Raw genomic sequence first — 26,119 nt, forward strand, 5'->3', positions numbered from 1 at the left:
AATGATCTCGCGACGGTTCCAGAACGCCGCCTCCGGGGTTGCATCGGCATGGGTCAGATCGTTGGTCCAGCGGCGCGCCATCGGTGTCTCCTGCGGTTTTGCGTTCTTCTTGAGCTAACCTTCCCCACGGCAAATCCCAAAACATATCCGGTCACGAGTGCGCGAGAGACCTGTAACCTTTGCCGGGGCCGAGGCGCCGCGGCCTGCAAAAACCTGTAGTGTTGCGGAACAGTCTCGGGCAGAAAACCCTGAGACGCCGCAACGAACCCCGGGGAGACCGCATGAAACACCTCATCACCGCAACCCTGCTGGCGCTGGCCGCGCCCCCCCTGGGCGCCCAGGACATGCTGAGCTACGACACTACGCTCAGCTTCGACGATGTGACCTTTGGCCTGGAGAATGCCATCGCGAACCGCGGGCTGCGGCTGGAACATGTCAGCCACGTGGGCGAAATGCTGGAGCGCACCCGCGCCGACGTCGGCTCCGATGTGGTGCTGTTTGAGAATGCCAAAGTGTTCTCCTTCTGCTCAGCGCGGCTGTCGCGCCAGGTGATAGAGGCAAACCCGATGAACATCACCTATTGCCCCTATGACATCTTTGTCGCCCAGCTGCCGGACAGCGAGACCGTTACCATCGGGTTCCGCCCCTACCCGCCGGGTGACATGCAGCTGATTCAGAACCTGCTGGACAGTTTGGTGCAGGAAGCGATCGCGGAGTAACCCGCGCAGGGCGCTGCCGGGCCGAAATTTCCCCCCTGCCCCTGCGGCCCGCATCCGTTATGGTGACGGCAAACGGATAAACCGGCACGGGCAGACCCTGATGAAATCGCTACTGACTACACTGATGCTGCTGGCGGCCAGCCTGCTGAGCGCCTGCGCTACCGGCCCTGCGACCAGCCGCGACGATGTCGCCGAACTGACACGCGCGCTGCAATCTCTGGGTCCGGGCGTCGATCCGGCAGAGGCCCGCCGGGCGGCAGAAATTGCCTATGATCACTCCGCCCAGCTGGCCGAACTGTATAATGTCACCACCTCGCCGATCATCCACAACACGCTGGTCAACACCGGCGTGAAGGAGCGCGGCATCTGCGTGCACTACGCAGAGGACATGCAAGCGCGGCTCAGCCAAGAGAACTTTCAGACCCTGACCATGCTGCGCGCCATCGCCGAACCCCGCAACGAATTCCGCATCGACCACAGTACGGCGGTGATCGCCCCCAAGGGCGCGGATATCTATGGCGGGATCGTGCTGGACCCCTGGCGTCACGGTGGCCGCCTGTTCTGGTCGCCCACCTCTGAGGACACACGCTATGACTGGGAACCCCGCATGAAGGTGCTGCGCCGCAAGTACGAACGCAAGGTCGCCAGAGGAGCGGCTGGAATATGAGCAGCGCCCGCGCCGTCCGCCCACCTGCTGCACATGTCTGGCGCAGTTTGGCTGACACTGGCGGCGCTCCCGCTTGAAGCGGCCAGCGATACGCCCGTTCAGGACGGCCAAAGCTGGGCCGAGCAAAAAAGCGCTCTGTTTCAGCGCGCCACCGGCGACGCGGTGGAGTTCTTGGGACCGGAAAGCTTCCGTTCCGAATTCCAGCCCCGAAACGACGCTTTCATTGAAGGCGGCTGTGTCGGCCGGGGCGATGTCTGCCCGCAGACCGGCAAGGAGCTGGAGTTTGCCAACCTGCTGACCCGCATGACAATGAATGAGGGCATTGCGAGCTCCTTTGTTCCATTCGGCTGCCAGACCTAGACCATAATTGAAACGGTCAACCGGGGGCTCAGTTGGCCGGGTCCCGATCAGACCAGCACAAAAGAAAGGCCCGCCATCGCTGGCGGGCCATTTGATTTACACTCCAAAGGTGATCAGTGCACCACGGCATCGTCAGGCTTGGGCCGGTCCGTGGTTCCCAACCGGTCACCAATGATCAGCCCTTCGCTGCCGGCCGACACCGGCACCGTGTCGCCGTCCTTTATCTCGCCGCTCAGCAGAGCCTCTGCCAGAGGGTTCTGCAGGGCACGCTGGATCACCCGTTTCAGCGGCCGCGCCCCGAACACCGGGTCATAGCCTTCGTCCGCCAGCCAGGTCTTGGCGGCACCATCCAGCTCCAGCGCGATCTTGCGCGCGGCCAGGCGTTTCAGCAGCCGCGCCAGCTGGATGTCGACGATACCGTCCATATCCTTTCGGTTCAGCCGATCAAATATGATCGTCTCATCCAACCGATTCAGGAACTCGGGCCGGAAATGCGCCCGCACCGCGTCCATAACATCGCGCCGCGCGTCGGACGCATCGGCCCCATCCGGCAGCTGACTCAGCGCCTGTGCGCCCAAGTTCGAGGTCAGGATGATCAGCGTCTGCTTGAAGTCCACCGTACGGCCCTGGCCGTCGGTCAGCATGCCGTCATCCAAGACTTGCAGCAGCACATTGAACACATCCGGATGCGCCTTTTCGACCTCGTCAAACAGCACCACCTGATAGGGGCGGCGGCGCACGGCCTCGGTCAGCACGCCGCCCTCATCATAGCCGACGTACCCCGGAGGCGCACCGATCAGCCGCGCGACGGAATGCTTCTCCATGAACTCGGACATATCGATGCGCACCATCGCGTGCTCGTCGTCGAACAGGAAGCCAGCAACCGACTTGGTCAGCTCGGTCTTACCCACGCCGGTGGGGCCAAGGAACAGGAAAGAACCCAAGGGGCGGTTCTCGTCGTTCAACCCGGCACGCGCCCGGCGCACCGCATTGGCTACCGCGGTCACGGCGGTATTCTGGCCAATCACCCGGCGGTGCAGCTCATCCTCCATACGCAACAGCTTGTCGCGCTCGCCTTCCAGCATCTTGGAGGTCGGGATCCCCGTCCAGCGCTCCACCACAGCAGCAATTTGCTCTGGCCGCACGGCCTCTTCGACCATCAACCCCTGTTCTTCCTTGTGCTCAGCATCTGCCAGCTGTTTCTCCAGCCCCGGAATCACTCCGTAGGACAGCTCCCCCGCGCGGGCCAGATTGCCTTCGCGTTTGGCAATGTCGAGATCGGCACGGGCGCGGTCCAGTTGCTCCTTCAGGTCGCGGGCGGAGGCCAGCTTATCCCGTTCAGACTGCCACTGTGCGGTCATCTCGGCGGAGTGTTCCTGCAACTCGGCCAGCTCCTTTTGCAGCTTTTCCAGCCGATCGCGCGAGGCCGCATCCTCTTCCAGCTTCAGCGCCTCTTCCTCGATCTGCAATTGCAGGATCTGGCGGTCGAGCGCATCCAGTTCCTCTGGTTTGCTGTCGACCTGCATCCGCAGCCGACTGGCGGCCTCGTCCATCAGGTCAATGGCCTTGTCGGGCAGGAACCGGTCGGTGATATAGCGATTCGAAAGGGTCGCCGCTGCCACCAGCGCCGCATCGGCGATGCGCACCCCGTGGTGCAGCTCGTACTTCTCCTTAATCCCGCGCAGGATCGAAACGGTGTCCTCCACCGTCGGCTCTGTCACCATCACCGGTTGGAAGCGGCGCGCCAGAGCGGCGTCTTTCTCCACGTACTTGCGATATTCATCCAGCGTGGTGGCACCGATGCAATGCAGCTCGCCACGGGCCAGCGCCGGCTTGATAAGGTTCGCCGCATCCATCGCGCCATCGGCCTTGCCCGCGCCGACCAGCGTGTGCATCTCGTCGATAAACAGGATGATCTCGCCCGCGGCCTCGGTGACCTCGGTCAGCACCGCCTTCAGACGCTCCTCGAATTCGCCGCGGTACTTGGCCCCGGCGATCAGCGCACCCATGTCGAGCGCCAGCAGCTGCTTGTCGCGCAGGCTTTCGGGCACATCACCGTTGACGATACGCAGCGCCATGCCTTCGGCGATGGCGGTCTTGCCCACACCGGGTTCACCAATCAGCACAGGGTTGTTCTTGGTCCGGCGCGACAAAACCTGCATTGAGCGGCGAATTTCTTCATCGCGGCCGATGATCGGATCGATCTTCCCCTCGCGCGCCGCCTCGGTCAGATCGCGAGCGTATTTCTTCAGCGCATCATACCCCTCTTCGGCCGTGGCCGAATCCGCCGTACGCCCCTTGCGAATATCATTGATCGCCTCATTCAGCTTCTGGGCCGAGACATCGCCCGCCTCCAGCGCCTCCTTGGCCTTGGATTTCACCATGCAAAGCGCCATCAGCAGACGCTCGACCGGCACAAAGCTGTCGCCCGCCTTTTCGGCAATCTTGGCGGCCTCATCCAGCACCTTCGCCGTCTGGCCGTCCAGATAGATCTGCGCCGCATCGCCGCTCACCTTTGGCTGCTTGGAGATGGCGGCATCGACCGTTTCGGCCACACGCTGCGGCGCACCGCCCGCGCGGGTGATCAGGTTGCTGGCCAGCCCCTGGTCGTCATCCATCAGTGCTTTGAGAATATGTTCCGGCACCAGACGTTGATGCCCCTCGCGTATCGCGATGGTCTGCGCGGCCTGCACAAACCCGCGCGCACGCTCCGTGAACTTGTTCAAGTCCATCTTGCTCTCCTTTATCAAGCGCCCGTTTGGTTCGGCAGCGCCCGCTTTGCGGCACGCCCCGATCTGGGCCTCAGGGTTAAATGTGGGAAGCAAACCAGCCGCTTCAAGTCCGATAAACACCAAAATGATGAGTAAAACCCTGATCTGGATCAATCCGCCCGACCTGGGTGCTGTCCTGCCAAACGGCAACGCCCGGCGCACCCGGCCGCAGCAGCTGCACAGGCCGCTCCGGCCGCACCGGCCTTGCCCAATGCGCGCTCCACGCGTATGAAACGCCAGTTTCACGCCAAATCCGCCAGCCTCAAAAGGATCCCCCGATGCCCCAAGCCCCGCGCGCCGACGACCGTCTGATTGTTGCCATGGATGTCCCCAACGCGCTGGAGGGGCTGAAGCTGGCCGAACAGCTGGGCGACGCGGTCTCCTTCTACAAGATAGGGCTTGGCATGCTGACAGGCGGCGGGCTGGCGCTGGCGAATGAGCTGAAGCAGGAACAGGGCAAGCGCATCTTCCTCGACATGAAGCTGTTTGACATCGGTGCAACTGTGGAAAACGCGGTGCGCGGACTTGCGCAGTTCGACCTCGACTTTCTCACCGTTCATGGCGATCCTTACGTGGTCCGCGCCGCCCAGGAAGGCGCCGCCGGCAAAGATCTCAAGATCCTGGCCGTCACCATTCTGACCTCGCTGGACCGACAGGATCTGGATACGGCGTTGATCAAGGATGGTGCGGTGCAGGATCTGGTGCTGGAACGCGCCGGAAACGCATTGGCGGCTGGTGCCGACGGGGTCATCGCGAGCCCGCAGGAAGCCGCTCTGATCCGCGCCCTGCCGGAGGCCGAGGGCAAGCTGATCGTCACCCCCGGCGTGCGCCCGGCAGGCGCGGCCCTTGGCGATCAGAAACGCGTTGCGACCCCGGCCAGCGCGATTTCCGACGGCGCCGATCACATCGTGGTAGGCCGCCCCATCTGGCAAGCCGAGGCCCCCCGCGACGCCGCCGAAGCTATCCTGGCAGAGCTGGCCGCCCTGTAAGGCAACATCCATTGCGCGCGCCGCCTGATCGATGCACAAAAAACAGGCGGAATAAAAAATCTATCCAAGTGACGCCTTTTCCCGGTCGCGCCCTGCTCGGCGACCGGGTGACGCCGCAGCAAGACTTTCTTTTGTAAGATGAAAGCCGCGCCGCAGGTGGTCGCTGCGCCAAATCGTCCTGTGCTCAAAATGGCACACCGTTTTTCCCGCCCGTACCCTCCGTTCGCCGCAGTCTTTGCGAAACGCAGCGGGCTGAGCGATTCTAGGTCTTGAGACACTCCCCCGACGGGCTGGACTTCCTGAGGCCCGTCACCTGCCCCCGCCTAGCAGCGGGGGATCTTTCTTTTCAGCACCACCAAACGTTCCGGGCCTTGCCAGGTAGCCCAGCAATTGTCGGGCAAAATGCGGCACCGCAAGGGGGTGGTTGCAATACTCCTGCGGCGCCATCAGCGCCCAACCCTGCCCCTCGTCTCCGAACCGGATATCGCCCGCCAGTGCCGTCGGCTGATGGCTGGCGAACATCCAAACCCGGCCGCGCGTTCGCATATAGGAGCAGGACCAGGACAGCATTGACGACGACAATCGCAACCCCACTTCTTCGAAGGTTTCGCGCAGGGCGCACTCCGCCGGGCTCTCGCCTCCTTCGCGGCCGCCGCCCGGCAGATCCCAATGCCCCGGATAGGGAATGCCTGGCTTGTCGTCCCGCCGGATCACCAGCAAATCGCTGCCCAGGAACAAGGCCAGCTTGGCCCCGGAAAAGTCTGCGTTGGCGCTCTTGTCTGACGTCATGATCTGTCACTTGGTTGCCCCAGCAGCTAAAGACAACCCCTGCGCCAACCGCTAGACTGCTCCCCTGCCCTTTCGCCCGGACACGACCTGACCCGACATGCACGCCCTTTGCCGAGACTGCCTGAGCCCGATCGCCCCAGCGCGACGCTGCCCCCATTGCGGCAGCCCTCGCATCAAGGCGCATGCGGAGCTGTTTTCGCTCACGATTGCGCATATGGATTGCGACGCCTTTTATGCCAGCGTCGAAAAACGTGACAACCCGGAGCTTGCCGCCAAACCCGTCATCATCGGCGGCGGCACACGCGGCGTGGTGTCCACAGCCTGCTACATCGCCCGCATCCGCGGGGTGCGTTCTGCCATGCCGATGTTCCAGGCGTTGAAACTCTGCCCGGACGCGGTGGTGGTGAAGCCGCGCATGGATGTCTATGTCGAGGTCAGCCGTAACATCCGCAAGATGATGAATGAGCTGACCCCTGAGATCGAGCCGCTGTCGCTGGACGAAGCCTTCATGGACTTGTCCGGTACCCAAAAGCTGCACGGCGCGCCGCCTGCGGTGATGCTAGCCCGGCTGGTCAAGCGCATGAAGGACGAACTGGGCGTCACAGGCTCAATCGGGCTCAGCCACAACAAGTTTCTCGCCAAGGTGGCCTCTGACCTCGACAAGCCCAGGGGGTTCTCGGTCATCGGCAAGGCGGAAACGGCCGACTTCCTGCGCGACAAACCGGTGCGCATGATCTGGGGTATCGGCCCCGCAGCGCAGGCCAGCCTGGAAAAGGCCGGGATTCGCACATTTACCGACCTGTTGCGTTGGGACCGGACCGCGCTGCACAGCCGTTTTGGCGCCATGGGCGACCGGCTCTGGCATCTGGCCCGTGGCCAGGACAGCCGTCGGGTCTGCGCCCATGCGCCCGTCAAGTCGATCTCCAAGGAAACCACATTCTCTGAGGACACCGCCTGTCTCGACACGCTGGACGGCCACCTGTGGCGGCTCGCAGAACAGGTCGCCGACCGCGCCAAGGCGCGCGAACGCGCCGGGCGCGTCGTGATGCTCAAGCTCAAACGCGCCAATCACTCTGCCCTCACGCGGCGACTGACACTGCATGCGCCGACGCAGATGGCTGACCGGATCTACCGCACAGCGCGCATGTTGCTTGACCAGCTGGGCGACGAAGGCCCCTACCGGTTGCTGGGCTGCGGCATTTCCGATCTGGTTCCCGAATCACAGGCCGAGGAGGCCGGTGATCTACTTGATCCCCGCGCCAGTCAGCGTGCCGAAGCCGAGCGCGCCACAGATGCCATCCGCAAACGCTTTGGCCCTGCCGCAATCCTGAAGGGCCGCGCCCTGCGATGACATTGCTCCACGGCCGGTGTGCAGCCCCGCCGACTACTCGGCCGCGAGCGGCATTTCCTCGTAACCGATTGCCGCTATTTCTGCGATGACTCCGCGCAGCAGGCGCTGAAAGGCTTTGAAATTCTGATTGGGCTGGATGTTCACCTCATCCATATACAAGGCCCGGTCGATTTCGATTTGCACAGCATGCTGCCCCCGCGAAGGCCGCCCGTAGGTCTGGGCGATATAGGCTCCGGCAAACGGCGCATTGCGCGCAACTTTCAGACCGGCCGCGACAAAGGCCGCCTCGATCCGTTCGACCACCGCCGCATCAGCTGCCGCCCCGAAGCGATCGCCCAGCACCACCTCCGGGCGCCCACCTGCCAATGGCGCCATGGTATCGACGGCCTCATGCGGCATCGAATGGCAGTCCACCAGAATCGCTTGGCCGAATTGCTGGTGGGCCTGCTCCAGCATTGTCTTCAACGTCTGGTGATAGGGCCGCCAGCACTCTTCGATCCGGCGTTCGGCCTCGGCCAGTGGCAGCTTGCCGTGATAAATCGCCCGCCCGTTGGCCACCACCCGCGGAATCACCCCCAGGCCAGAGGCCACACGTGGGCTTTGGCCGCGTTTCTGCACGCCTTCGATCAGCGCCGGGTCCAATTCCTCGGGGGAGCGGTTCAAGTCGAGATAGGCCCGCGGCTTTAGCGCCCGCAACAGCGGTGCGCCATAGTCCGGGGCGGCCGCAAACAGCTGATCGACAAAGGCATCCTCGGAGCTGCGGATCGCCTTTTGCCCCAGAATCGTCTGCGCCAAGAACGACTCACAGTAATCAGTGCCGCTGTGCGGGGAGGCAAAAACCACCGCCGAGGCGGGCTTTCGCGGCGAAATTACGGAAAACGCTGTATCTGGCATCCTTGCTCCGGTGCTTCTTCTGCAAGAAACAGCATATCGTGGAAATTTCTGGGGTCAAAAGCTCTTGCGCCCTCCCGCGACTCTATTTATAGACCCCCTCACCGGCGCGGCACCCCGCGCCCCTTACACTTCTGAGGGGCAGGAACGGCGCGCAGGCCAGAGTGGGCGATTAGCTCAGCGGTAGAGCACTTCGTTGACATCGAAGGGGTCACAAGTTCGATCCTTGTATCGCCCACCACCTCATTCACTGCCCCGGCTTCGGCCTCGGCACTCGCTAACCCAGGCGCTGGTTCGCGCCGCAGACAAGGAGAGAGACCATGAAGGTCAAGAACTCGCTCCGTTCGCTGAAGAACCGGCACCGCGATTGCCGGGTTGTGCGCCGTAAAGGCCGCGTGTACGTGATCAACAAGACCCAGCGCAAGTTCAAAGCGCGCCAGGGCTGAGATCCGCACCAGCGACATTTGAAAAAACCGCATCAGCCGATGCGGTTTTTTTGTGTTTGGCCCCCTGTCGAGCGTCAGGGTGCTTCCTACGACTGGCTGGCGGCGAGACCTGAAGCCGACCGCTCCGCGATCCGCGCGTGCTGCCGACTCCCCCCCTCCCCCGCGCGGGCGGTCCCGCAATCGCGCGCGCGGCCGCCTTGGTCCGGGCGAGGGCCGGCACCTTTGAGCGTAGGAGCGCCACCGCGCAATCGTCACGGAACGCATGCCAAATCACGCGCGGCAGCACTGCGCCGCCCCACCAGTCTGAGACCTGGTGCCTTTGAACCAAAAATCCGATGCTTTCAGTCGGAAATACATTGCATCCGCTGAGAATTGCTTTAAGCGACTCTTTCAGTCGGAATATGAACCACCAAGAAAAATGGGACATGACATGCTGAAAGCCACCACAATTCTCGCCGGCACCCTTGCCGCCTCGATCGCCACCTCCGCCTATGCCGAGGGTGAGCTGAACATCTATTCCTCGCGTCACTACGACACCGACGAGGCGCTCTATACCGACTTTGAAAACGCCACCGGCATCACCATCAACCGAATCGAAGGCAAAGCGGATGAACTGATGGCCCGGATGTCCGCCGAAGGCGAAAACTCCCCCGCCGACGTGCTGCTGACGGTCGACACCTCGCGTCTGAGCCGCGCCAAGGACGCCGGCCTGCTGCAAACGATCGACAGCGACATTCTGGAAGCCCGCGTACCCGCCTATCTGCAGGACGAGGACAACCAGTGGTACGGTTTCAGCCAGCGTTCGCGCATCATCTTCTATGCCAAGGACGCCGTCGCGAACCCGCCGCGCACCTATCTGGACCTGGCCGACCCCGCCTATAAGGGCAAAGTCTGCATCCGCTCCTCGACCAACACCTACAACCAGACCCTGCTGGCCTCGATCGTGACCCACCACGGCGCCGAGAAGGCGCAGGAATGGGCCGAAGGCGTGGTGGCCAACATGGCGCGCGATCCGCAGGGTGGCGATACTGACCAGATCCGCGGCATCGTGTCCGGCGAGTGCGAAATCTCGGTTGCCAACAGCTATTACTTCGCCCGCTCGATCCGCAAGGATGTCAAAGGCCTGTCCGACAGCCGTGACCAGATTGGCTGGGTGTTCCCGTCGCAAAACGAAGAAGGCGCCCACATGAACCTGTCCGGCGCCGGCGTCGCGGCGCATGCCCCCAACCGCGACAATGCGGTCAAGTTCCTGGAGTATCTGGCAAGCGACTCCGCGCAGCAGTATTTCTCGGCCGGCAACGACGAGTATCCCGCGGTGCCCGGCGTTGGGCTCGCCCCGTCGATTGCGGCGCTTGGCCACTTCAAGCCGGACGACGTGAACCTGTCCGAGGTTGCCAAGAACCTGCCCGAGGCCCAGAAGATCTTTGACGCCGTTGGTTGGAAGTAACCACCCGGTCAAAACAGGAAAAGGCGCGGCATTGTCCGCGCCTTTGCCGTTTTGCCGCTGCGCAACGGACCTTCAGCCATCTTAACGCACAATCGCTGGACCGACTTCCCCAAGCTGCCTATACCTGCGCAAAAGTCTTTCAGGGGAGAAATCACATGCAGTATTTCGCATGTTCAGCCACACGAGGCCCGCGCCGATGACACGTGTTCCGGTAACGATTATCAGCGGCTATCTGGGCGCGGGCAAGACCACGCTGGTCAACCGCCTTCTGGCCGAGGACCACGCCCTCAACCTGACTGTCATCGTCAATGACTTTGGTGCCATCAACATCGACGACGCGCTGATCCAGAACTGCGGCGGCGGCACCCTGGCGCTGACCAATGGCTGTGTCTGTTGCTCGATGGATGATGATCTTTCCGCAGCGCTGCAACAGGTCATTGCCCAGGATCCACGCCCCGACCACCTGCTGATCGAGGCCAGCGGCATTGCGGATCCGGTTTCGATTGCCAACACGGTTCTGAATGAAAGCGCGCTGAGCTATGGCGGCATTGTCACCCTGGTTGATGCGCAAAATGCCGACACGTTGCTGGCCGACCCGCTTGTGGCGCCCCAGGCACAGCAGCAGATCCGTGCCGCCGACCTGGTAATGGTCAGCAAATGCTACACGATTACCCCGGAGCTTGGCGACTTGCTGGCCGAAACCGGCGCGCGCACGCCCACGGTGATGAACGGCCGCCCGGTGGCAGAGCTGCTCTTCGATGTGCTGCCCTTGCCCAAGGGCCGCGCGGTGTCGGCCCACCCGGCCTACGCCACCTGGCAACACCGCAGCGCGGAGGTGTTGGACCGCCGCCGTCTGGGTGAGAAACTGGCCGCACGGCCCGCGGGGCTTTACCGGATGAAGGGGTTTGTTATGACCACTGGCGGTGCCTATGAGCTACATGTCGTCGGCCGCCACGTGGAGGCCAGGCGGTGCGACGCTGAGGAGACGGTGCTGGTCGGCCTTGGACCGGCAGACCGCATCAGCCCCGACCAGATCGACGCCTGGTGGGCAGCCTGAGCCTTCGGTGTCGTTCGCGTCTTTACCCCAAGGACGCTCGAACCTCCCTGGCGCTAATTGCCCAACCGTCCTGACTCTAGTGCCGCCGCCCCACCTGGCGACAGATCAGGATCACCGGCAGCAGCCCCACCGCCATGATCACCAGCGACGGCACCGCGGCGCCCTCCAGTCGCTCGTCCGCGGCCAGTCGGTGCGCCTGCACTGCCAGAGTGTCAAAATTGAAGGGACGCATGATCAGCGTGGCCGGCAGCTCTTTCATCACGTCGACAAAGACAATTAGGAGGGCCGTCAGCAGGCTGGGGGTCAGCAAAGGCAGATGCACCCGCCGCAACATACCCAGCGGCCCCTGCCCCAGCGACCGCGCTGCCGCATCTACATTGGCATGCATGCTGGCCTGACCGCCCTCATAGGCCCCCAGCGCCGCCGCCATGAAGCGCACGCCATAGGCCGCAACCAACAACCAGATCGAGCCGGTCACCAAAAGGCCCGTACGGAGGCCGAATGTCTCACGCATCCAGGCATCCAGCGTATTGTCAAAGGCCGCAAAGGGCACGATCAGCCCCACCGCGATGACACCGCCGGGCACCGCATACCCCAAACGCGCCAGATAGGCCGCCAGCGCCGACCCGCGCCCAGGTCGCAGACGTTGATAAAAGCCCAAGCAGATGGCGGCCGCCACCGTCAGCACCGCCGCAGCCGCAGCCAGTGTGATGGAGTTGGAGGTGAAGGCGATGTAGCGACGGCTGAGCAGATCCTGCTCCGAATCGAGGCTCATCACCGACAGGATTACCATCGGCAGAACAAAGCCCAGCAGCACAGGCACCGCGCAGAACACAATCGCCAGTGCCGCCTTGATCCCGCCCAGCTGCGCAGGCGGCATCTGGTTGTGATGCTTGCCCGCGTGGTGATACCTGGCCCGCCCGCGCGTTGCCCGCTCCACCACTGCCAACGTCAGCGCAAAGCCCAGCAGACACAGCGCCAGCTGCGCTGCACCGCCGCGATCTGCCAGTGAAAACCAGCTGGTGTAGATACCGGTCGCAAAGGTCTGCACCCCAAAATACGAGACCGTGCCGAAATCGGCGATGGTTTCCATCACCGCCAGCAGAACGCCAGAGGCAATCGCCGGGCGCGCCATCGGAAGGCTCACCCGCCAAAAGGCCGCCCAGGCGCTTTTGCCCAAAGCGCGCGCCGCCAGAAAGGCGCCCGCGCTCTGTTGCAAAAAGGCTGCGCGCGCCAGCAGGTAGACATACGGATAGAGCACCAGCACCAGCATCAGCGCCGCCCCACCGGTAGAGCGGATTTCCGGAAACCAATAGTCCCGTGGCCCCCAGCCGGTCACTTCCCGCAGGGTGGCCTGCACAATGCCGGGGTGGTCCAGCACATGGGTATAGGCATAGGCCAGCACATAGGCAGGAAAGGCCAGCGGCAGCACCAGCGCCACTTCCAGGAAACGCACGCCGGGAAAGCGCGTCATCGTCACCATCCAGGCCGCCCCAGTGCCGATGGCAAAGGTGCCCAGAGCCACCAAAGCCACCAAAATCAGAGTGGTCAGAGAATAGGTTGGCAGAACCGTCGCCGCCAGATGGCGTATGGTATCGGTGCCGCCTAACAGCGCTGCCAGCGCCACCGCAAGCATCGGCAGCACACAGGAAAGCGCCACGCCCCAGGCCAGCACCGCAAACACACCGCCGCCGCCACGGCCACCGCGGTGCCGCCCCTTGGGGGAATACTCTAACGTGTCATCTGCGGTTGTCATTGGTTCGGCTCGGATTGCGCACAGCCCTAATACGACCAAAGCAGTCGGAAATTCCACCCAGAAAGCACGCTCCGCCCTCTGACAGGCGGCGCAAATGAAAATCGGGCACCCCATGGGACGCCCGATTGCACGTTCGCGGCTCTGGCGGTGGCGTCAGTCGTAGGTGCGCTGGTCCTCGATGACCAGACCATCCTTGGGCAGCGCCCCCGGTGCCAGCAGCTCAACCCGGCCCTTCAACTTGAGCAGTTCCGTGACAGAGCGGGCAAAGGCCGCCTCATCCCCGCCCTGCGCCTCGATGCGGACAGTCATCACGTCCATCTCGCCATCGCGACTGGCCACCACACGCGCCTTGACGATCTCGTCGTGCTTGTCGACCAGCGCCGCCACCTGTTCGGGGCGCACGAACATGCCCTTGATCTTGGTGGTCTGGTCGGCGCGGCCCATCCAGCCCTTGATCCGCAGGTTGGTGCGGCCGCAGGGCGATTCCCCGGGCAGCACAGCCGACAAATCGCCGGTGGCAAAGCGGATCAGCGGATAATCCGGGTTCAGGGTGGTCACCACAACCTCACCCACCTCTCCGGGGGAGACCGGGGTGCCGGTGCCGGGAGTGACGATCTCGATGATCACATGCTCATCGGCAATCAAGCCCTCCATCGCCGGACTTTCATAGGCGATATTTCCCAGATCGGCGGTCGCATAGCATTGCAGGCAGCTGATACCCCGATCGGCATATTCCTGGCGCAGGGACGGAAACAGCGCACCGCCCCCCACCGCCGCCTTGGAGAACATCAGCTCGATTCCCATCGCATCAGCCCGGTCCAAGATCACCTTCAGGTAATCCGGTGTGCCGGCATAGGCGGTGGCTCCAACATCCCGCGCGGCTGTGACCTGCAACTCGGTCTGGCCGGTTCCGGCAGGCAGCACCGCCGCCCCAACCGCCCGCGCACCGCTTTCAAAGATCATGCCCGCCGGGGTCAGGTGATAGCCGAAGCAGTTCTGCACCACGTCGCGCGGCCCAATCCCGGCGGCGTTCAGGAACCGCCCCATGCGCCACCAATCGTCGTCCGCGCCGCCCGGTTCATAGATCGGTCCGGGGGATTGAAAGACATGGGCAAAGCCGTGCGCCGGCTTCGCCGTAAAGCCGCCAAAGGGCGGGTTTGCCGCCTGCGCGCGGCTCAGCTCTGATTTGCGCAGCACGGGCAGGCCCGCCAGATCGGCGTGGGTGGTGACCTGATCCGGGTCCACCCCGTCCAGCATCCCGGCATAACCCGGCGCCTGCTTGGCGCGCGCCAGCTGCTGCGGCAGCGCCCGGGCGAGATCGGCGGCGCGCTCATCGCTGCTGCGGGTTTCCAGCGTGTCAAAATGGCTCATAACATCACGCTCCTGCATCAGCTCAACCACCTCTTGCGGCGGCGGTAGGAGCGCACGTCGCGAAAGCTCTTGCGCCCCTCATCCGACATGCCGAGGTAGAATTCCTTCACATCCGGGTTCTCGCGCAGCTCTGCCGCAGGCCCGTCCATCACCACCCGGCCCGATTCCAGGATATAGCCATAATGCGCATAGCGCAGCGCGACGTTGGTGTTCTGTTCGGCCAGCAGGAAGGTCACCCCTTCCTTTTCGTTGATCGATTTCACGATCTCGAAGATCTGCTCCACCAGCTGCGGTGCCAACCCCATCGAAGGTTCGTCCAGCAGAATGGTTTCCGGTCGCGACATCAGCGCGCGCCCCATCGCCACCATCTGTTGCTCGCCGCCGGAGGTATAGCCCGCCTGGCTTTTGCGCCGTTCCTTCAGACGGGGGAAATAGTGATAGACCATTTCCAGGTCTTTCTGGATGTCGGCGCCGCTGTCGCTGCGCGTATAGGCACCGGTCAGCAGGTTTTCCTCGACCGTCAGGTGTTCAAAGCAGTGGCGGCCCTCCATCACCTGGATCACGCCTTTCTTCACCAGATCGGCCGGGTCGCGTTCGTGCACGCTCTGGCCACGGTACTTGACAGATCCCTTGGTGACCTCGCCGCGTTCCGAATGCAGCAGGTTCGAAATTGCCTTCAGCGTTGTTGTCTTGCCCGCGCCATTGCCGCCCAGCAGCGCGGTGATGCCGCCCTTGGGAACATTCAGGCTGACGCCCTTCAGAACGAGGATCACGTGATTGTAGATCACCTCGATGTTGTTGACCTCCAGCAGGGTTTCGGCCTGCACGTCGGTGGTGCCTGCGGGGGTATTGGCTGCATCCAGCATCAATGCTTGTCCTCATGCGGTCGGGTCAGGCGCGGTCGGCGGCGCTGTCCCGGTCTGTTCCGGCAGGCGCGGCAGCTCCCCGCCGCGCCAGTTTGCATGCGGCCCCGCCAGGGGCCGCGCGCCTTATCACTTGCAGCGCGGCTCGATGTTGTTCTCGGACGCGTAGGCCCCCGAGTCCTCCTCGATCAGCTTGCCGATCACCTCTGTGTCGGTCGGCTTAAAGTCGGAAATCAACGACCAGGTCTGCGTGTCGGCATCCCACTGGGTCACGCCGACCAGGCCAGGGCCACCATGGTTTTCGCAAGACACGCTGAAGGTCGGGCCAAAGTTCGGCATCCCCAGCGATTCCATCTTCGCTTCATCGATCACCAGCGCTTCCATGCCGTCGCGCATCATCGCCGCGGTGATCTCCTTGGTGCCGTGGATCTCCTGCGCAGTCTTGGCGGCCTCGGCAGCCAGCATCGCCGCATACATGCCGCGGTTGTACAGCACGTTGCCCACCTGATCGCCTGCACCAGCGGCCTTGCCAGCGTCCACGACATATTTCTGGATGTCGTCAAACACCGGGAAGTCGCGGCCGACGTTGTGGAAGGTCACGGCCTTGTAGCCATCGGCCTTGGCACCCGCGGGCATCACGTCATGTTCTGCACCGGACCACCACACACCAATGAAGTTCTCCATCGGAAAGCGGATGTTGGCCGCTTCCTGGATCGCGACCTGGTTCATCACGCCCCAGCCCCACATCACGACAGTGTCGGGACGCTCACGGCGGATTTGCAGCCACTGCGACTTCTGCTCCTGGCCCGGATGATCGACCGGCAGGGCAACCAGTTCGAACCCGTGTTTCTCCGACAGCTCCTCCAGGGTGCGGATCGGCTCCTTGCCATAGGCGGAGTTGTGATAGATCAGCGCAATCTTCTTGCCCTTCAGATCACCACCGTTCTCCTCCAGCAGATAGTTGATCACGCCGGAGGCACCGTTCCAGTAGTTGGCCGGATAGTTGAACACATGGCTAAACACTTCGCCATTTGCGGCAGAGGTCCGGCCATAGCCCATGGTGTGCAGCGGGATGTCGTCAGCGGTCACCTTTGGGATCAGCTGATAGGTGATGCCGGTGGACAGCGGCTGATAAACCAGCGCGCCTTGTCCCTTGGTGGATTCATAGCATTCCACGCCTTTTTCGGTGTTATAGCCGGTTTCGCATTCGATCACCTTGGCCGGCACGCCGCCGATGCCGCCGTCGCGTTCATTCAACAGGGTGAAATAGTCGTTGTAGCCGTCCGAAAACGGGATGCCGCCCGCGGCATAGGGGCCGGTGCGGTAGCTCAGATCGGGAAATACCAGATCCGCCATCGCCGGACCTGCGGCCATCGCGGTGCCCAGCACCAGTGTGGTCAGTGTCTTCTTCATCGGCTTGTCTCCTCCCATGGTTTTATCCGATGTACGCATGCTGCGGGGGTGGTCTTGCTTTTCTCCCCGCAGCGCATTGGCCATTGCCCGCATCAATGCGGGAAAGGCCACAGTCTCAGTTTTTCCTTGGCGACGCGCCACAGCTGCGCCATTCCGTGCGGTTCCGCGATCAGGAACACCACGATCAGCGCGCCGACGATAACCAGCTGGAAATGCGCCACGATGTCGGTGGGCCAGCCCAGGATGTCGACGCCGACCACTTTCAGCACCACCGGCAGCAGCACCAGAAAGGCCGCACCGGCAAAGCTGCCGAAGATCGACCCCAGACCGCCCAGGATCACCATGAACAGCACCAGGAACGACTTGGTGATGCCGAAGGCCTCGCCAACCTCGACCGCGCCGAGGTAGACCGCAAAGAACAGCGCGCCGGAGATCCCGATGAAGAAGCCCGACACCGCAAAGGCGGTCAGCTTGGCCTTCAAGGGGTTCACGCCGATGATCTCAGCCGCGATGTCCATGTCGCGGATCGCCATCCAGCTGCGGCCCACGGTGCCGCGGGTCAGGTTGCGCGCCACCAGCGCACAGCCGGTCAGAAAGATCAGGCAGAACAGATAGGTCGCCCAGGCCGACGCATTGGGGCCGGTGATGATGATGCCGAAGGTATCGCGTTCCGGCGCGTTGATCTGGCCCGAGGCGGAGTAGTTGTAGAACCACGGCACGCGGTTGAACAGCCACACCAGGAAGAACTGCGCCGCCAGCGTCGCCACCGCGAGGTAGAACCCCTTGATGCGCAGGGACGGCAGGCCGAACAGCACGCAGACAGCTGCGGTGATGCCCCCTGCCAGCAGCACGTGGATGAACATGCTGACCTCGGGAAAGGCGGTCATCAGCTTGTAGCAGGCATAGGCGCCCACCGCCATGAACCCGCCGGTGCCCAGGCTGACCTGACCGCAGTAGCCGACCAGGATATTCAGCCCGATGGCGGCGATCGAATAGATCAGGAACGGCAGCAGGATCGCGTTGGCCCAGTAGTCATTGATCAGAAAGGGGATGACTCCGAAGGCTACCGCCAGAACCACGTAGTACCGGACGCGGTCAAATTTGATCGGGAAGGTCTGGCTGTCTTCAGCATAGGAGGATTTGAAATCCCCGGCTTCACGGTAGAACATGTCTCAGATGCTCCCTTTCTTTTGCGGGCGGGGTTCGCCCCCGACGCCTGTCTTTGAAATCCCGGTTGCGGCTGCCATCTGGCCTGGTCGTTGTGCGCCAGTGTTGTTAACCAGTTCTTCGGAAATCCTTCTGTGGTCATAATTTGCCCATTTCTCTTTGCGAGCCTGTCGGCGGGTAGAGTGAGTGGAAAAAATGACCGCGATTTTTGAGGAAATCCGGCGGCTGGAGGCCGCGCGGAAGAACGGTGACATATCAGAGGCAGAATTTGCCGACGCCAAAGCGCGATTACTGGACACCGTGGAAGACGCAACCGTATTGACGCCGTTCGAGCAGGCAGCGCCGCCGCGGCGGCAGAGTGCCGACGCCGCGCCGGGCCCTTGGGGGCTGATGCTCTTGGGGTTGTGCGGCGCGGGTCTGCTGACCTTTCTGGCCGGGCAGCTGATCGGTGATCTGACGATCGCGTTCACGCTGGTGGCCGCCTGCGTCGCCGCCGTGGTGGTCGCCGCCTTCCGAAGATTGGAAGGCTGAGCGCACCGGCCATGTCCCGGGGAGCAGATCATATGCGCGTCAGACCCGTTCAATGATCTTCTCCCCGAACAGGCCCTGCGGGCGGAACACCAGGAAGAGCAGCGCCAGCACATAGGCAAACCAGTTCTCGGTCGCACCGCCGACCATCGGACCAATGGCGAATTCGAACAGTTTCTCGCCCACGCCGATAATCAACCCGCCGACGATTGCGCCGGGGATCGAGGTGAATCCGCCCAGCATCAGCACCGGCAGCGCCTTGAGCGCGATCAGCGACAGCGAGAACTGAACGCCGGACTTGGTGCCCCAGACGATGCCCGCAACCAGCGCCACAAAGCCTGCCACCGACCATACCAGCACCCAGATGAAGTTCAGCGAAATGCCGACCGACAGCGCCGCCTGATGGTCGTCCGCCACTGCGCGCATCGCCCGGCCCTGCTTGGTGTATTGGGCAAAACAGACCAATCCGGTCACCAGCAGCGCGGCGATGACGGTCGCTACGATATCCAGGTTGTCGATAAAGAAGCCGTAGCCGAAGATGTTGAACGTGGTCTCGTCGATCCACAGGTTGATCCCCTGCGGCAGGCCGACGTCCAGCGTCTTGATCTCGGAGCCCCACATCAGGTCAGCCACGCCTTCGAGGAAATAGGCCAGGCCAATGGTGGCCATGAACAGGATGATCGGTTCCTGCCCGACCAGATGTTTCATCACCAGCACCTGCACCAGCCAGGCCAGCAGAACCATCACTGCGACGGTCAACGCAATTGCCAGCACCGCGGGCACATTCCAGCCGAAATGGGTGACATGGCCGCCGAAGACGGCGTTGATGACATGCGAGAAGGGCACCTGCCCCTGCATGATCCCCACCAGCGTCATCGCGGCAAACAGCGCCATGACCCCCTGCGCATAGTTGAAGATGCCAGAGGCCTTGTAGATCAGCACAAAGCCCAGCGCGACCAGCGCATACAGGACGCCCGCCATCAGGCCATTCAGCGTCACTTCCATCGCAAAGACGAGTTGTTCAGGCATCCCGCTCTCCTTCTGCAAATTTCATTGAAGAAACTTGCCAAAAATTCTCAAAACTTTTTGACCACATCAGCCGCTCAATCATGCGAGACCCCCAGATAGGCGTCGATCACATCCTGATTGTTGCGCACCTCATCCGGGGTGCCGTCGCCGATCTTCTTGCCGTAATCCATCACCACCACCCGGTCGGACAGGTCCATAACCACGCCCATGTCGTGTTCGATCAGGGCGATGGTGGTGCCGAATTCATCGTTCACATCCAGGATGAAGCGGGACATGTCCTCTTTCTCCTCGACGTTCATGCCCGCCATCGGTTCGTCCAGCAGCAAAAGCTTCGGCTCGGCGGCCAGTGCACGGGCCAGTTCGACCCGTTTTTTCAGGCCATAAGGCAGCCGCGACACTGGTGTCTTGCGGATGTGCTGGATCTCCAAAAAGTCGATGATCCGCTCCACCACCTCGCGGTTGGCGGTTTCCTCGGCCTCGGCCTTGCCCTTCCACAGTGCCTGCGAAAACAAGCCCGTTTTCATATAGTTGAGCCGCCCGGTCATCACGTTGTCCAGAACGCTCATGCCTTCGAACAAGGCGATGTTCTGAAAGGTGCGGGCGATGCCCTGGCGGGCCACCTCAAACGGCTTCATCTGCGGGCGCTTCTTGCCGTGAAACAGCACCTCACCCTCTTGCGGCACGTAAAAGCCCGAGATCACGTTCAGCATCGAGGATTTGCCCGCGCCGTTGGGGCCGATGATGGCGCGGATCTCGCCTTCGCGGATGTCAAAGGAAATGTCCTTGATCGCCACCACGCCACCAAAGCGCAGGGTGATGTTCTTCATTTCCATCACCACACCGCCGATGGTGCGGCCGTCTTCGGTGACGTAGCTGCCGGTGTTATCAAGCATGACAGAGGCCTCCCTTTTGCGGGTGCTCGGAAAAATTAAGATTTCCATGCGACACTTGTGGATAACGAGCAGCAAGGAGATCGAAACAATGTTTGGTGAACTTGAGCATTCCTGCCTTCTTAAGATGGCGCTCGAATGCAAGCGGCTGGGACTGTCGCAATCCGAAAGCCTGGCTTCCCTGGTTGCGCAGACCCACGGTTTCAGCCCCCATTTCAAGATCCGACAGGTGGTTCACACGGCCTTTCATCCCGGCCACAACCCCGATCTGGTCTGACGTCTGCCCAGCCCGTCGGGTGAGGGACAGACAGAGGCGCGATGGTGTCTGCATCATTCCGCGGCCACCTTGTGAACCGCGGCGGGCTGCACCTCGGCGTCGACAATCGTTAGCGTCGCACTGATCGAGCCCTTGCGGCCATCCTCATAGGTCACTTCGGTCACCGTCGAGACCTGATCGGATCCGTCATAAAGCGCGGTGATGATATCGGCGAATTTCTCCTCGACAATCCGGCGGCGCACCTTGCGGGTGCGGGTCATCTCGCCGTCATCCGCGTCCAGTTCCTTGTGCAGCACCACCAGGCGGTGCACCTGACACCCCGACAGCATTGGGTCTTCGGCAACGGATTTGTTGACCTCGTTCACATGCGCGCGGATCGAGGCCAGCACTTGCGGGTGACCTGCCAGCTCCTGATAGGACGCATAAGCGATATTGTTGCGCTCGGCCCAGTTGCCCACCGCCGTCAGGTCGATGTTGATGAAGGCCACGCACCGGTCGCGGTTGTTGCCGAACACTACGGCTTCCAGGATGTCGGGATAGAATTTGAGCTTGTTTTCAACATACTTGGGCGCAAACATCGCGCCATCCGACATCTTGCCCACGTCCTTGGCACGGTCAATTATTCGCAGATGCCCTGTCTTCTCCTCGAAGAAACCCGCGTCGCCTGTCGCCACCCAGCCCTCAGCATCCTTGGTAGAGGCGGTGGAGTCCGGGTTCTTGAAGTATTCCACGAATGTGCCTGGCGAACGGTAGTAGATCTCGCCGTTGTCGCCGATCTTGATCTCCACCTCCGGAGCGGGCACGCCCACGGTATCGGCGCGCACCTCGCCATCGGGCTGCACGGTGATGAACACGGTCGCCTCTGTCTGGCCATACAGCTGTTTCAGATTGATGCCGAGGCTGCGGTAGAAATCAAAGATCTCCGGCCCGATCGCCTCACCGGCGGTATAGCCCACGCGGATGCGGCCATACCCCAGCGTGTCTTTCAGCGGCCCATAAACCAGCAAATTGCCCAGCGCGTATTTCAACCGGTCCATCAGACCAACCGGACGTCCGTCCAGAATATCACCACCGACCTTTTTGGCATGGGCCAGGAAGTAGTGGAACATCTTGCGCTTCAGCGCGCCCGCGTCCTCCATCCGGATCATGACGTTTGTCAGCTGGCCCTCGAACACGCGCGGCGGGGCAAAGAAATAGGTCGGACCGATTTCGCGCAGGTCGGTCATCATCGTGTCGGCGCTTTCCGGGCAGTTGACACAGAAGCCGCACCAATAGGCCTGACCGATGGAGAAGATAAAATCGCCGACCCAGGCCATCGGCAGATAGGACAGGATGTTTTCGCCTTGGGTCAGCCGGTCGAACTCGGCTGAGTTCTTGGCGCTCTGAATCACGTTGCGGTTCGACAGCACCACGCCCTTGGGCTTGCCCGTGGTGCCAGACGTGTAAAGCATCACGCAAGTGCTGTCGTAATCCAACTTGGCCTGGCGCGCCTGCAGTTCCGCGGCCAGCTCATCGCGGGCGGCGCGGCCCTGATCCTGCACATGGCTGTACTGGTGCAGATGGCTGTGATCGTATTTGCGCATGCCGCGCGGATCGAGATAGATCATGTGCTCGAACTGGTGCAGCTGATCCTGGATTTCGATCACCTTGTCGGCCTGCTCCTGGTCACCAACAACCACGAAACGCGCGCCGCAATGGCCCAGCACATAGGCCATTTCTTCGGCCACCGCATCTTGGTACAGCGGCACCGGCACCGCACCAACCGCCTGCGCGGCCACCATGGACCAGTAGAGATAGGGGCGGTTGCGGCCAATAATGGCGACAAAATCACCCTCGTTCACACCAAGGTTGAGCAGGCCCAGCGCCAGCGCCTCGATTTCTTTTTCCGTCTCGGCCCAGGTCCAGCTCTGCCAGATCCCGAACTCCTTTTCCCGATAGGCCGGCGCATTGGCATATTGCGCCGCATTGCGTTGAAGCAGCGCCGGCAGGGATTGCATCCCTTCGACGCCCATCTGCATCTGAGCCAACTTTTATTCCTCCCTTTCCGGCGTTGCTGCCGGACCGACCGCTGTGCGCGGCTCTGGTCCCGATTAGGGACGTGCTCATCCTAGCGCGTCAACTTTTTCCTGAAGTTTTCCCAAATCTTACCAATTGTAACAGGCGGATGTTGACGATATTTCAACCCATTATCTCCCCGCATATCAGGGCGCATTGGCGCAATCCCGCGATCCGAACGTCGCACCCGGCCGTTGCTGGCCGTTCCGCGTCGACCACGGCTCTGCCTCGCGGGGCCGGTCCCCCCAAAGGCGAATCGCCGCTGTGGGGCAATGGCGGTTTGCCAGGATCCCGGTGCGGTGCTAGCCATGCCCGCGGGGGGACTACATGGATCGCAATCGAAAACAACGCGCCGCAATGACAAATGCCGGGCTGAACCTGATTGCTCAGGCGCTGTCGATCTATGACAATGACCTGCGGCTGGCAGTCTGCAACCGGCGCTTTCAGGAAATGTTCGACCTGCCCGACCACCTGGCGCAGCCTGGCGCCTCCTTCGCTGATACCATCCGTTTCCTGGCCGAAGCGGGCGAATACGCCCCCGAAACCGATATCGAGGAGATCGTGCGCACCCGCGTCGAACAGGCGCTGGACTTTGTACCGCATTATCTGGAACGCGAGCGTCCCAACGGGCAAATGGTCTCGATCGAAGGCTCGCCGCTGCCACAGGGCGGTTGGGTCACCGTCTACACCGACATCACCCGCGCCAAACGGGCCGAACAGCTGCTGCGCGCCCGCTCCGAGGAAATGTCGGAACGGCTGATTGCCCACACCGAGGAGCTCACCGCCGCCAACCGGCAGCTGGCCGCCACCAACACCGCGCTGGAGGAAGCCAAACGCCAGCTGACGGAGATCGAGGGGCGCACCCGACTGACCACCGAAATGATGCCCGCTCACATCGCCCATGTGGACGGCGACGGCTACTACACCTACACCAACCGCCGCCTCAGCTCGGTTTTTCCAAGCCGCCCATCCGATATTCTGGGCATGCATATCGCTGATGCCCTTGGGCCCGCCTCGTTTGAGCGGATCGAGCCGCATCTGCTGGCTGCCTACAAGGGCGGCAGCCCGGTGTTCGAATTTACCGAAGGCCACGCCAGCCGCCGCATCCGGGTGGCCTTTACCCCCGACCAGCAGGGGGGCGTTTATATCCTGTCGATGGATGTGACAGAGGAAACCCAGGCGCGGGTAGCGCTGCAACAGGCGCGGCGCCGCGAAATGGCGGCGCAGATGACCAGCGGGCTGGCACATGATTTCTCCAACCTGCTGACCATCATCCTGGGCATGCAGGGCAAGCTGGAGAAAATGGACCTGCCGCCGGAAGCTGCCGAGATGGTTCAGGGCACGCTCTCCGCCGCCCGACGCGGCGGGCGGTTGCTCAACCGGATTGCCGAGATGACCGGCCAGCGCAGCCTGCGCCCCCAAGCCACCGACATGCACACCCTGCTGGCAGAGCTGAAGATCCTCGCCTCGCCCTCGCTGCCGCAGGGGATCGGCCTCAGCATTCTGGACAACATGCCCGACGAGGTGCTGCTGCTGGACAGCGGCAAGTTGCAGGATGCGCTTCTGAACTTGATCCTGAACGCCCGCGACGCCTGTGGTACCTCCGGCCAGATTACCGTCAGCGCCCATGCCGTGGGCCGCACCTGGGTGGAAATCACGGTGACCGACACAGGTCCGGGCTTCTCGCCCGAAGCGCTGGACAAGGCGTTGAACCCGTTTTTCACCACCAAGGGCAGCGAGGGGTCGGGCCTTGGCCTGCCGATGGTCTATGACATGGCCAAGCTGGCGGGCGGCGACATGCGGATCGGCAACGGCGTCAGCGGTGCGGCGATCACGCTGCGGCTGCCCTACCGGCGGGCGCCGGACGCTGGTGGCGGCCTTGCCCTGCTGGTCGAGGACAGCGCCGAACTGCGCGCCGCCTTCCGCGATATTCTGATCGATCTCGGCTACTCGGTGATCGAAGCCACCAGTGTCGACGAGGCCAGCGCGCTGACCGCGAACTTGCCGGACATCGCCCTGGTGCTGTCGGACATCAAACTGGAAGGCTCCGCCACCGGCATCGATCTTGCCACGCGGCTGGACGGGTCCGGTCTCCCCTGCATCCTGATGACCTCACTGCCGACCAGCGATCCGCTGTTTCGCAAGGCGTTGAAATGCGGACCGGTTTTGCGCAAACCTTTTACCACGCACGAATTGTCCGAACTGATCCGGCCGGAGCCCGCCACATGACATCCCCCCTGGTCACCATTCTGGATGACGAACCCGAAATCCGCCAGATCCTGACCAGCACGCTGGAGGACGCGGGCTTTCGCACCCAGAGCTTTTCGCGCGCCCGCGAATTCGAGGCCGCGCTGAAACGCGTAACACCCGATGTCTGCCTGGTGGATCTGTCGCTGCCTGACACCGACGGGCTGGCGCTGGTGCACCGGTTGGCGCTGGAGCAGGGGGCAGCGGTCATCATCATCTCCGGCCGCGCGCAGGTGCAGGACCGAGTCACGGGGCTTGAACTGGGGGCCGACGACTACATCACCAAACCGTTCGACCCGACAGAGGTGGTTGCCCGCATCCGCGCCCGGCTGCGCAGCGGCCCGCGTCAAACCCCCACCGCGAGCGATACAGCGCGCTTTTCCGGTTGGATCGCCCATTTCGACCGCTACCTGCTGGAGGATGATACCGGCGCACAAACCCCCTTCTCCCACGCCGAGGGCGAGGTGCTGCGGCTGTTTCTCGACAGCCCGAAGCGGCTGATTTCCCGCGCCCAGATGCAGGAGGCGCTGGGTGGCGCGGCAGGCGACAGTTTCGACCGAGCCATGGATGTGCGAATCTCGCGGTTGCGCACCAAACTGCGCGAAGACCCGAAGAACCCGCGGCTGATCAAGACGATCTACGGCGCCGGGTACATCTTTCTCGGTGATGTCGACTGGATTTGATCGCGCCTGCGCGGGATGGGCAGCGTTGGAAACGCTTGCCCGTGCGAATCACTGGCATTAGACTCGCTGCCATGGCCACCTGTCTGCTGTATCGCCAAGCCCCCTCTCGCCCGTCGCGGTTCTACCGCATCGAACTGGCGATGAACCTGTTCTGCGAAGTCTCAGTGCTGCGCGAATGGGGGGTGGCCGGTGGCAACGGGAAGACCAGCATCAGCATCTACGACAACCTGCGCGAGGCCTCCATTGCCGCCGACGAACACCGCAACCGGATGTTGAAACGGGGCTACGACCGGGTCTGAACGCGTTCTGCCCTGACCGCGCCGCGCCAGCGGCGCCCGGCCCAACTGTGAGCG

25 protein-coding genes and 1 tRNA gene (1 of these 26 cut by a window edge) are annotated in these 26,119 nt (G+C 62.7%); 14 read left to right on the top strand and 12 right to left on the bottom strand.

Translation table 11 applies throughout. The annotated features are described in order from the left end of the window. A protein-coding gene (gene msrP / locus AC0IPL_RS00040; RefSeq protein ID WP_474270988.1) for a protein-methionine-sulfoxide reductase catalytic subunit MsrP crosses the window boundary here: on the bottom strand, positions 1-81 show its beginning. It extends 825 nt beyond the left edge of the window; only the first 81 of its 906 coding nucleotides appear in the window; its start codon is at positions 79-81; its stop codon lies beyond the left edge, outside the window. 200 nt (positions 82-281) lie between these two features. Here msrP and AC0IPL_RS00045 point away from each other — a divergent pair, with 200 nt between their 5' ends. The 3 genes from AC0IPL_RS00045 (at position 282) to AC0IPL_RS00055 (ending at position 1,746) form a co-directional block, all read left to right on the top strand. Continuing rightward, positions 282-719, top strand: coding sequence for a DUF302 domain-containing protein (locus tag AC0IPL_RS00045; RefSeq protein WP_474270989.1), 438 nt, complete (start codon positions 282-284; stop codon positions 717-719). Between the two features lie 100 nt (positions 720-819). After that, entirely contained in the window at positions 820-1,386 is a 567-nt protein-coding gene (locus AC0IPL_RS00050) for a hypothetical protein (RefSeq protein WP_474270991.1), read from the top strand. Positions 1,387-1,419: 33 nt separating this feature from the next. Further along, positions 1,420-1,746, top strand: coding sequence for a hypothetical protein (locus AC0IPL_RS00055; RefSeq protein WP_474270994.1), 327 nt, complete (start codon positions 1,420-1,422; stop codon positions 1,744-1,746). A gap of 113 nt (positions 1,747-1,859) precedes the next feature. On the opposite strand, the gene clpB is transcribed toward AC0IPL_RS00055, so the two are convergent. Beyond that, complete coding sequence (gene clpB, locus AC0IPL_RS00060) at positions 1,860-4,478, bottom strand: ATP-dependent chaperone ClpB (RefSeq protein WP_474270996.1); 2,619 nt, start codon at positions 4,476-4,478, stop codon at positions 1,860-1,862. A gap of 317 nt (positions 4,479-4,795) precedes the next feature. On the opposite strand from clpB, the gene pyrF reads away from it, so the two are divergent. Further along, on the top strand, positions 4,796-5,506 hold the full coding sequence (gene pyrF / locus AC0IPL_RS00065; protein WP_474270998.1) for an orotidine-5'-phosphate decarboxylase: 711 nt from the start codon (positions 4,796-4,798) through the stop codon (positions 5,504-5,506). Between the two features lie 309 nt (positions 5,507-5,815). Here the strand turns inward: pyrF and AC0IPL_RS00070 are convergent, their stop codons facing one another. Beyond that, on the bottom strand, positions 5,816-6,295 hold the full coding sequence (locus AC0IPL_RS00070) for an NUDIX hydrolase (RefSeq protein ID WP_474271000.1): 480 nt from the start codon (positions 6,293-6,295) through the stop codon (positions 5,816-5,818). Between the two features lie 97 nt (positions 6,296-6,392). Between AC0IPL_RS00070 and AC0IPL_RS00075 the strand changes: the two genes are divergently transcribed. Then, positions 6,393-7,646, top strand: coding sequence for a DNA polymerase IV (locus AC0IPL_RS00075; protein WP_474271001.1), 1,254 nt, complete (start codon positions 6,393-6,395; stop codon positions 7,644-7,646). Between the two features lie 33 nt (positions 7,647-7,679). On the opposite strand, the gene AC0IPL_RS00080 is transcribed toward AC0IPL_RS00075, so the two are convergent. Continuing rightward, positions 7,680-8,540 carry an N-formylglutamate amidohydrolase gene (locus tag AC0IPL_RS00080; RefSeq protein WP_474271003.1) on the bottom strand — a complete coding sequence of 287 codons (861 nt, stop codon included), beginning with the start codon at positions 8,538-8,540 and terminating at the stop codon, positions 7,680-7,682. Between the two features lie 163 nt (positions 8,541-8,703). On the opposite strand from AC0IPL_RS00080, the gene AC0IPL_RS00085 reads away from it, so the two are divergent. The 4 genes from AC0IPL_RS00085 (at position 8,704) to AC0IPL_RS00100 (ending at position 11,487) form a co-directional block, all read left to right on the top strand. Further along, positions 8,704-8,778: transfer RNA gene (locus tag AC0IPL_RS00085), tRNA-Val, on the top strand. Between the two features lie 79 nt (positions 8,779-8,857). Further along, positions 8,858-8,983: a type B 50S ribosomal protein L36 gene (gene ykgO, locus AC0IPL_RS00090; protein WP_005648635.1), complete on the top strand. Its 126-nt coding sequence runs from the start codon at positions 8,858-8,860 to the stop codon at positions 8,981-8,983. A 430-nt stretch (positions 8,984-9,413) separates the two neighbouring features. After that, positions 9,414-10,430 (top strand): Fe(3+) ABC transporter substrate-binding protein, encoded by a 1,017-nt coding sequence (locus AC0IPL_RS00095; protein ID WP_474271006.1) that lies wholly within the window; start codon positions 9,414-9,416, stop codon positions 10,428-10,430. A gap of 196 nt (positions 10,431-10,626) precedes the next feature. Beyond that, a complete protein-coding gene (locus AC0IPL_RS00100; RefSeq protein WP_474271009.1) occupies positions 10,627-11,487 on the top strand; it encodes a CobW family GTP-binding protein in 861 nt (286 codons plus the stop codon). A 76-nt stretch (positions 11,488-11,563) separates the two neighbouring features. Here the strand turns inward: AC0IPL_RS00100 and AC0IPL_RS00105 are convergent, their stop codons facing one another. From AC0IPL_RS00105 to AC0IPL_RS00125, 5 genes are all read right to left on the bottom strand, one after another. Then, complete coding sequence (locus AC0IPL_RS00105) at positions 11,564-13,243, bottom strand: ABC transporter permease (protein ID WP_474271011.1); 1,680 nt, start codon at positions 13,241-13,243, stop codon at positions 11,564-11,566. A 153-nt stretch (positions 13,244-13,396) separates the two neighbouring features. Then, positions 13,397-14,614 (bottom strand): phenylacetate--CoA ligase family protein, encoded by a 1,218-nt coding sequence (locus AC0IPL_RS00110; RefSeq protein ID WP_474271013.1) that lies wholly within the window; start codon positions 14,612-14,614, stop codon positions 13,397-13,399. A gap of 17 nt (positions 14,615-14,631) precedes the next feature. After that, a complete protein-coding gene (locus tag AC0IPL_RS00115) occupies positions 14,632-15,480 on the bottom strand; it encodes an ABC transporter ATP-binding protein (RefSeq protein WP_474271014.1) in 849 nt (282 codons plus the stop codon). Between the two features lie 126 nt (positions 15,481-15,606). Then, complete coding sequence (locus AC0IPL_RS00120; RefSeq protein ID WP_474271016.1) at positions 15,607-16,890, bottom strand: ABC transporter substrate-binding protein; 1,284 nt, start codon at positions 16,888-16,890, stop codon at positions 15,607-15,609. Between the two features lie 92 nt (positions 16,891-16,982). Further along, positions 16,983-18,059, bottom strand: a complete 1,077-nt coding sequence (locus AC0IPL_RS00125) for a branched-chain amino acid ABC transporter permease (RefSeq protein ID WP_474271018.1) — start codon at positions 18,057-18,059, stop codon at positions 16,983-16,985. 193 nt (positions 18,060-18,252) lie between these two features. Between AC0IPL_RS00125 and AC0IPL_RS00130 the strand changes: the two genes are divergently transcribed. Then, positions 18,253-18,588: an SHOCT domain-containing protein gene (locus AC0IPL_RS00130; protein ID WP_474271019.1), complete on the top strand. Its 336-nt coding sequence runs from the start codon at positions 18,253-18,255 to the stop codon at positions 18,586-18,588. Positions 18,589-18,627: 39 nt separating this feature from the next. On the opposite strand, the gene AC0IPL_RS00135 is transcribed toward AC0IPL_RS00130, so the two are convergent. Continuing rightward, the gene (locus tag AC0IPL_RS00135) at positions 18,628-19,614 is read right to left on the bottom strand and encodes a branched-chain amino acid ABC transporter permease (RefSeq protein ID WP_474271020.1); all 987 of its coding nucleotides are present in this window, start codon (positions 19,612-19,614) and stop codon (positions 18,628-18,630) included. Positions 19,615-19,688: 74 nt separating this feature from the next. Beyond that, complete coding sequence (locus tag AC0IPL_RS00140) at positions 19,689-20,507, bottom strand: ABC transporter ATP-binding protein (protein ID WP_474271022.1); 819 nt, start codon at positions 20,505-20,507, stop codon at positions 19,689-19,691. A gap of 88 nt (positions 20,508-20,595) precedes the next feature. Here AC0IPL_RS00140 and AC0IPL_RS00145 point away from each other — a divergent pair, with 88 nt between their 5' ends. Next, positions 20,596-20,781 carry a hypothetical protein gene (locus AC0IPL_RS00145; protein WP_474271024.1) on the top strand — a complete coding sequence of 62 codons (186 nt, stop codon included), beginning with the start codon at positions 20,596-20,598 and terminating at the stop codon, positions 20,779-20,781. Between the two features lie 53 nt (positions 20,782-20,834). On the opposite strand, the gene AC0IPL_RS00150 is transcribed toward AC0IPL_RS00145, so the two are convergent. After that, the gene (locus AC0IPL_RS00150; RefSeq protein ID WP_474271924.1) at positions 20,835-22,799 is read right to left on the bottom strand and encodes an AMP-binding protein; all 1,965 of its coding nucleotides are present in this window, start codon (positions 22,797-22,799) and stop codon (positions 20,835-20,837) included. Positions 22,800-23,163: 364 nt separating this feature from the next. Here AC0IPL_RS00150 and AC0IPL_RS00155 point away from each other — a divergent pair, with 364 nt between their 5' ends. The 3 genes from AC0IPL_RS00155 (at position 23,164) to AC0IPL_RS00165 (ending at position 26,065) form a co-directional block, all read left to right on the top strand. After that, a complete protein-coding gene (locus tag AC0IPL_RS00155; RefSeq protein ID WP_474271026.1) occupies positions 23,164-25,065 on the top strand; it encodes a hybrid sensor histidine kinase/response regulator in 1,902 nt (633 codons plus the stop codon). Then, positions 25,062-25,766 carry a response regulator transcription factor gene (locus AC0IPL_RS00160; RefSeq protein WP_474271028.1) on the top strand — a complete coding sequence of 235 codons (705 nt, stop codon included), beginning with the start codon at positions 25,062-25,064 and terminating at the stop codon, positions 25,764-25,766. The genes AC0IPL_RS00155 and AC0IPL_RS00160 overlap by 4 nt, the downstream gene beginning before the upstream one ends. A 71-nt stretch (positions 25,767-25,837) precedes the next feature. Beyond that, entirely contained in the window at positions 25,838-26,065 is a 228-nt protein-coding gene (locus tag AC0IPL_RS00165; protein ID WP_474271030.1) for a WGR domain-containing protein, read from the top strand. Positions 26,066-26,119 lie beyond the last annotated feature (54 nt).

It is taken from the genome of Leisingera sp. SA32, from assembly GCF_056033425.1.

Excerpts from the sequence above, each read along its gene's own strand:
- AC0IPL_RS00045 (WP_474270989.1), top strand. The coding sequence starts at position 282 with ATGAAACACCTCATCACCGCAACCCTGCTGGCGCTGGCCGCGCCCCCC.
- AC0IPL_RS00050 (WP_474270991.1), top strand. The coding sequence starts at position 820 with ATGAAATCGCTACTGACTACACTGATGCTGCTGGCGGCCAGCCTGCTG.
- AC0IPL_RS00055 (WP_474270994.1), top strand. The coding sequence starts at position 1,420 with ATGTCTGGCGCAGTTTGGCTGACACTGGCGGCGCTCCCGCTTGAAGCG.
- clpB (WP_474270996.1), bottom strand. The coding sequence starts at position 4,478 with ATGGACTTGAACAAGTTCACGGAGCGTGCGCGCGGGTTTGTGCAGGCC.
- pyrF (WP_474270998.1), top strand. The coding sequence starts at position 4,796 with ATGCCCCAAGCCCCGCGCGCCGACGACCGTCTGATTGTTGCCATGGAT.
- AC0IPL_RS00070 (WP_474271000.1), bottom strand. The coding sequence starts at position 6,295 with ATGACGTCAGACAAGAGCGCCAACGCAGACTTTTCCGGGGCCAAGCTG.
- AC0IPL_RS00075 (WP_474271001.1), top strand. The coding sequence starts at position 6,393 with ATGCACGCCCTTTGCCGAGACTGCCTGAGCCCGATCGCCCCAGCGCGA.
- AC0IPL_RS00080 (WP_474271003.1), bottom strand. The coding sequence starts at position 8,540 with ATGCCAGATACAGCGTTTTCCGTAATTTCGCCGCGAAAGCCCGCCTCG.
- ykgO (WP_005648635.1), top strand. The coding sequence starts at position 8,858 with ATGAAGGTCAAGAACTCGCTCCGTTCGCTGAAGAACCGGCACCGCGAT.
- AC0IPL_RS00095 (WP_474271006.1), top strand. The coding sequence starts at position 9,414 with ATGCTGAAAGCCACCACAATTCTCGCCGGCACCCTTGCCGCCTCGATC.
- AC0IPL_RS00100 (WP_474271009.1), top strand. The coding sequence starts at position 10,627 with ATGACACGTGTTCCGGTAACGATTATCAGCGGCTATCTGGGCGCGGGC.
- AC0IPL_RS00105 (WP_474271011.1), bottom strand. The coding sequence starts at position 13,243 with ATGACAACCGCAGATGACACGTTAGAGTATTCCCCCAAGGGGCGGCAC.
- AC0IPL_RS00110 (WP_474271013.1), bottom strand. The coding sequence starts at position 14,614 with ATGAGCCATTTTGACACGCTGGAAACCCGCAGCAGCGATGAGCGCGCC.
- AC0IPL_RS00115 (WP_474271014.1), bottom strand. The coding sequence starts at position 15,480 with ATGCTGGATGCAGCCAATACCCCCGCAGGCACCACCGACGTGCAGGCC.
- AC0IPL_RS00120 (WP_474271016.1), bottom strand. The coding sequence starts at position 16,890 with ATGAAGAAGACACTGACCACACTGGTGCTGGGCACCGCGATGGCCGCA.
- AC0IPL_RS00125 (WP_474271018.1), bottom strand. The coding sequence starts at position 18,059 with ATGTTCTACCGTGAAGCCGGGGATTTCAAATCCTCCTATGCTGAAGAC.
- AC0IPL_RS00130 (WP_474271019.1), top strand. The coding sequence starts at position 18,253 with ATGACCGCGATTTTTGAGGAAATCCGGCGGCTGGAGGCCGCGCGGAAG.
- AC0IPL_RS00135 (WP_474271020.1), bottom strand. The coding sequence starts at position 19,614 with ATGCCTGAACAACTCGTCTTTGCGATGGAAGTGACGCTGAATGGCCTG.
- AC0IPL_RS00140 (WP_474271022.1), bottom strand. The coding sequence starts at position 20,507 with ATGCTTGATAACACCGGCAGCTACGTCACCGAAGACGGCCGCACCATC.
- AC0IPL_RS00145 (WP_474271024.1), top strand. The coding sequence starts at position 20,596 with ATGTTTGGTGAACTTGAGCATTCCTGCCTTCTTAAGATGGCGCTCGAA.
- AC0IPL_RS00150 (WP_474271924.1), bottom strand. The coding sequence starts at position 22,799 with ATGCAGATGGGCGTCGAAGGGATGCAATCCCTGCCGGCGCTGCTTCAA.
- AC0IPL_RS00155 (WP_474271026.1), top strand. The coding sequence starts at position 23,164 with ATGGATCGCAATCGAAAACAACGCGCCGCAATGACAAATGCCGGGCTG.
- AC0IPL_RS00160 (WP_474271028.1), top strand. The coding sequence starts at position 25,062 with ATGACATCCCCCCTGGTCACCATTCTGGATGACGAACCCGAAATCCGC.
- AC0IPL_RS00165 (WP_474271030.1), top strand. The coding sequence starts at position 25,838 with ATGGCCACCTGTCTGCTGTATCGCCAAGCCCCCTCTCGCCCGTCGCGG.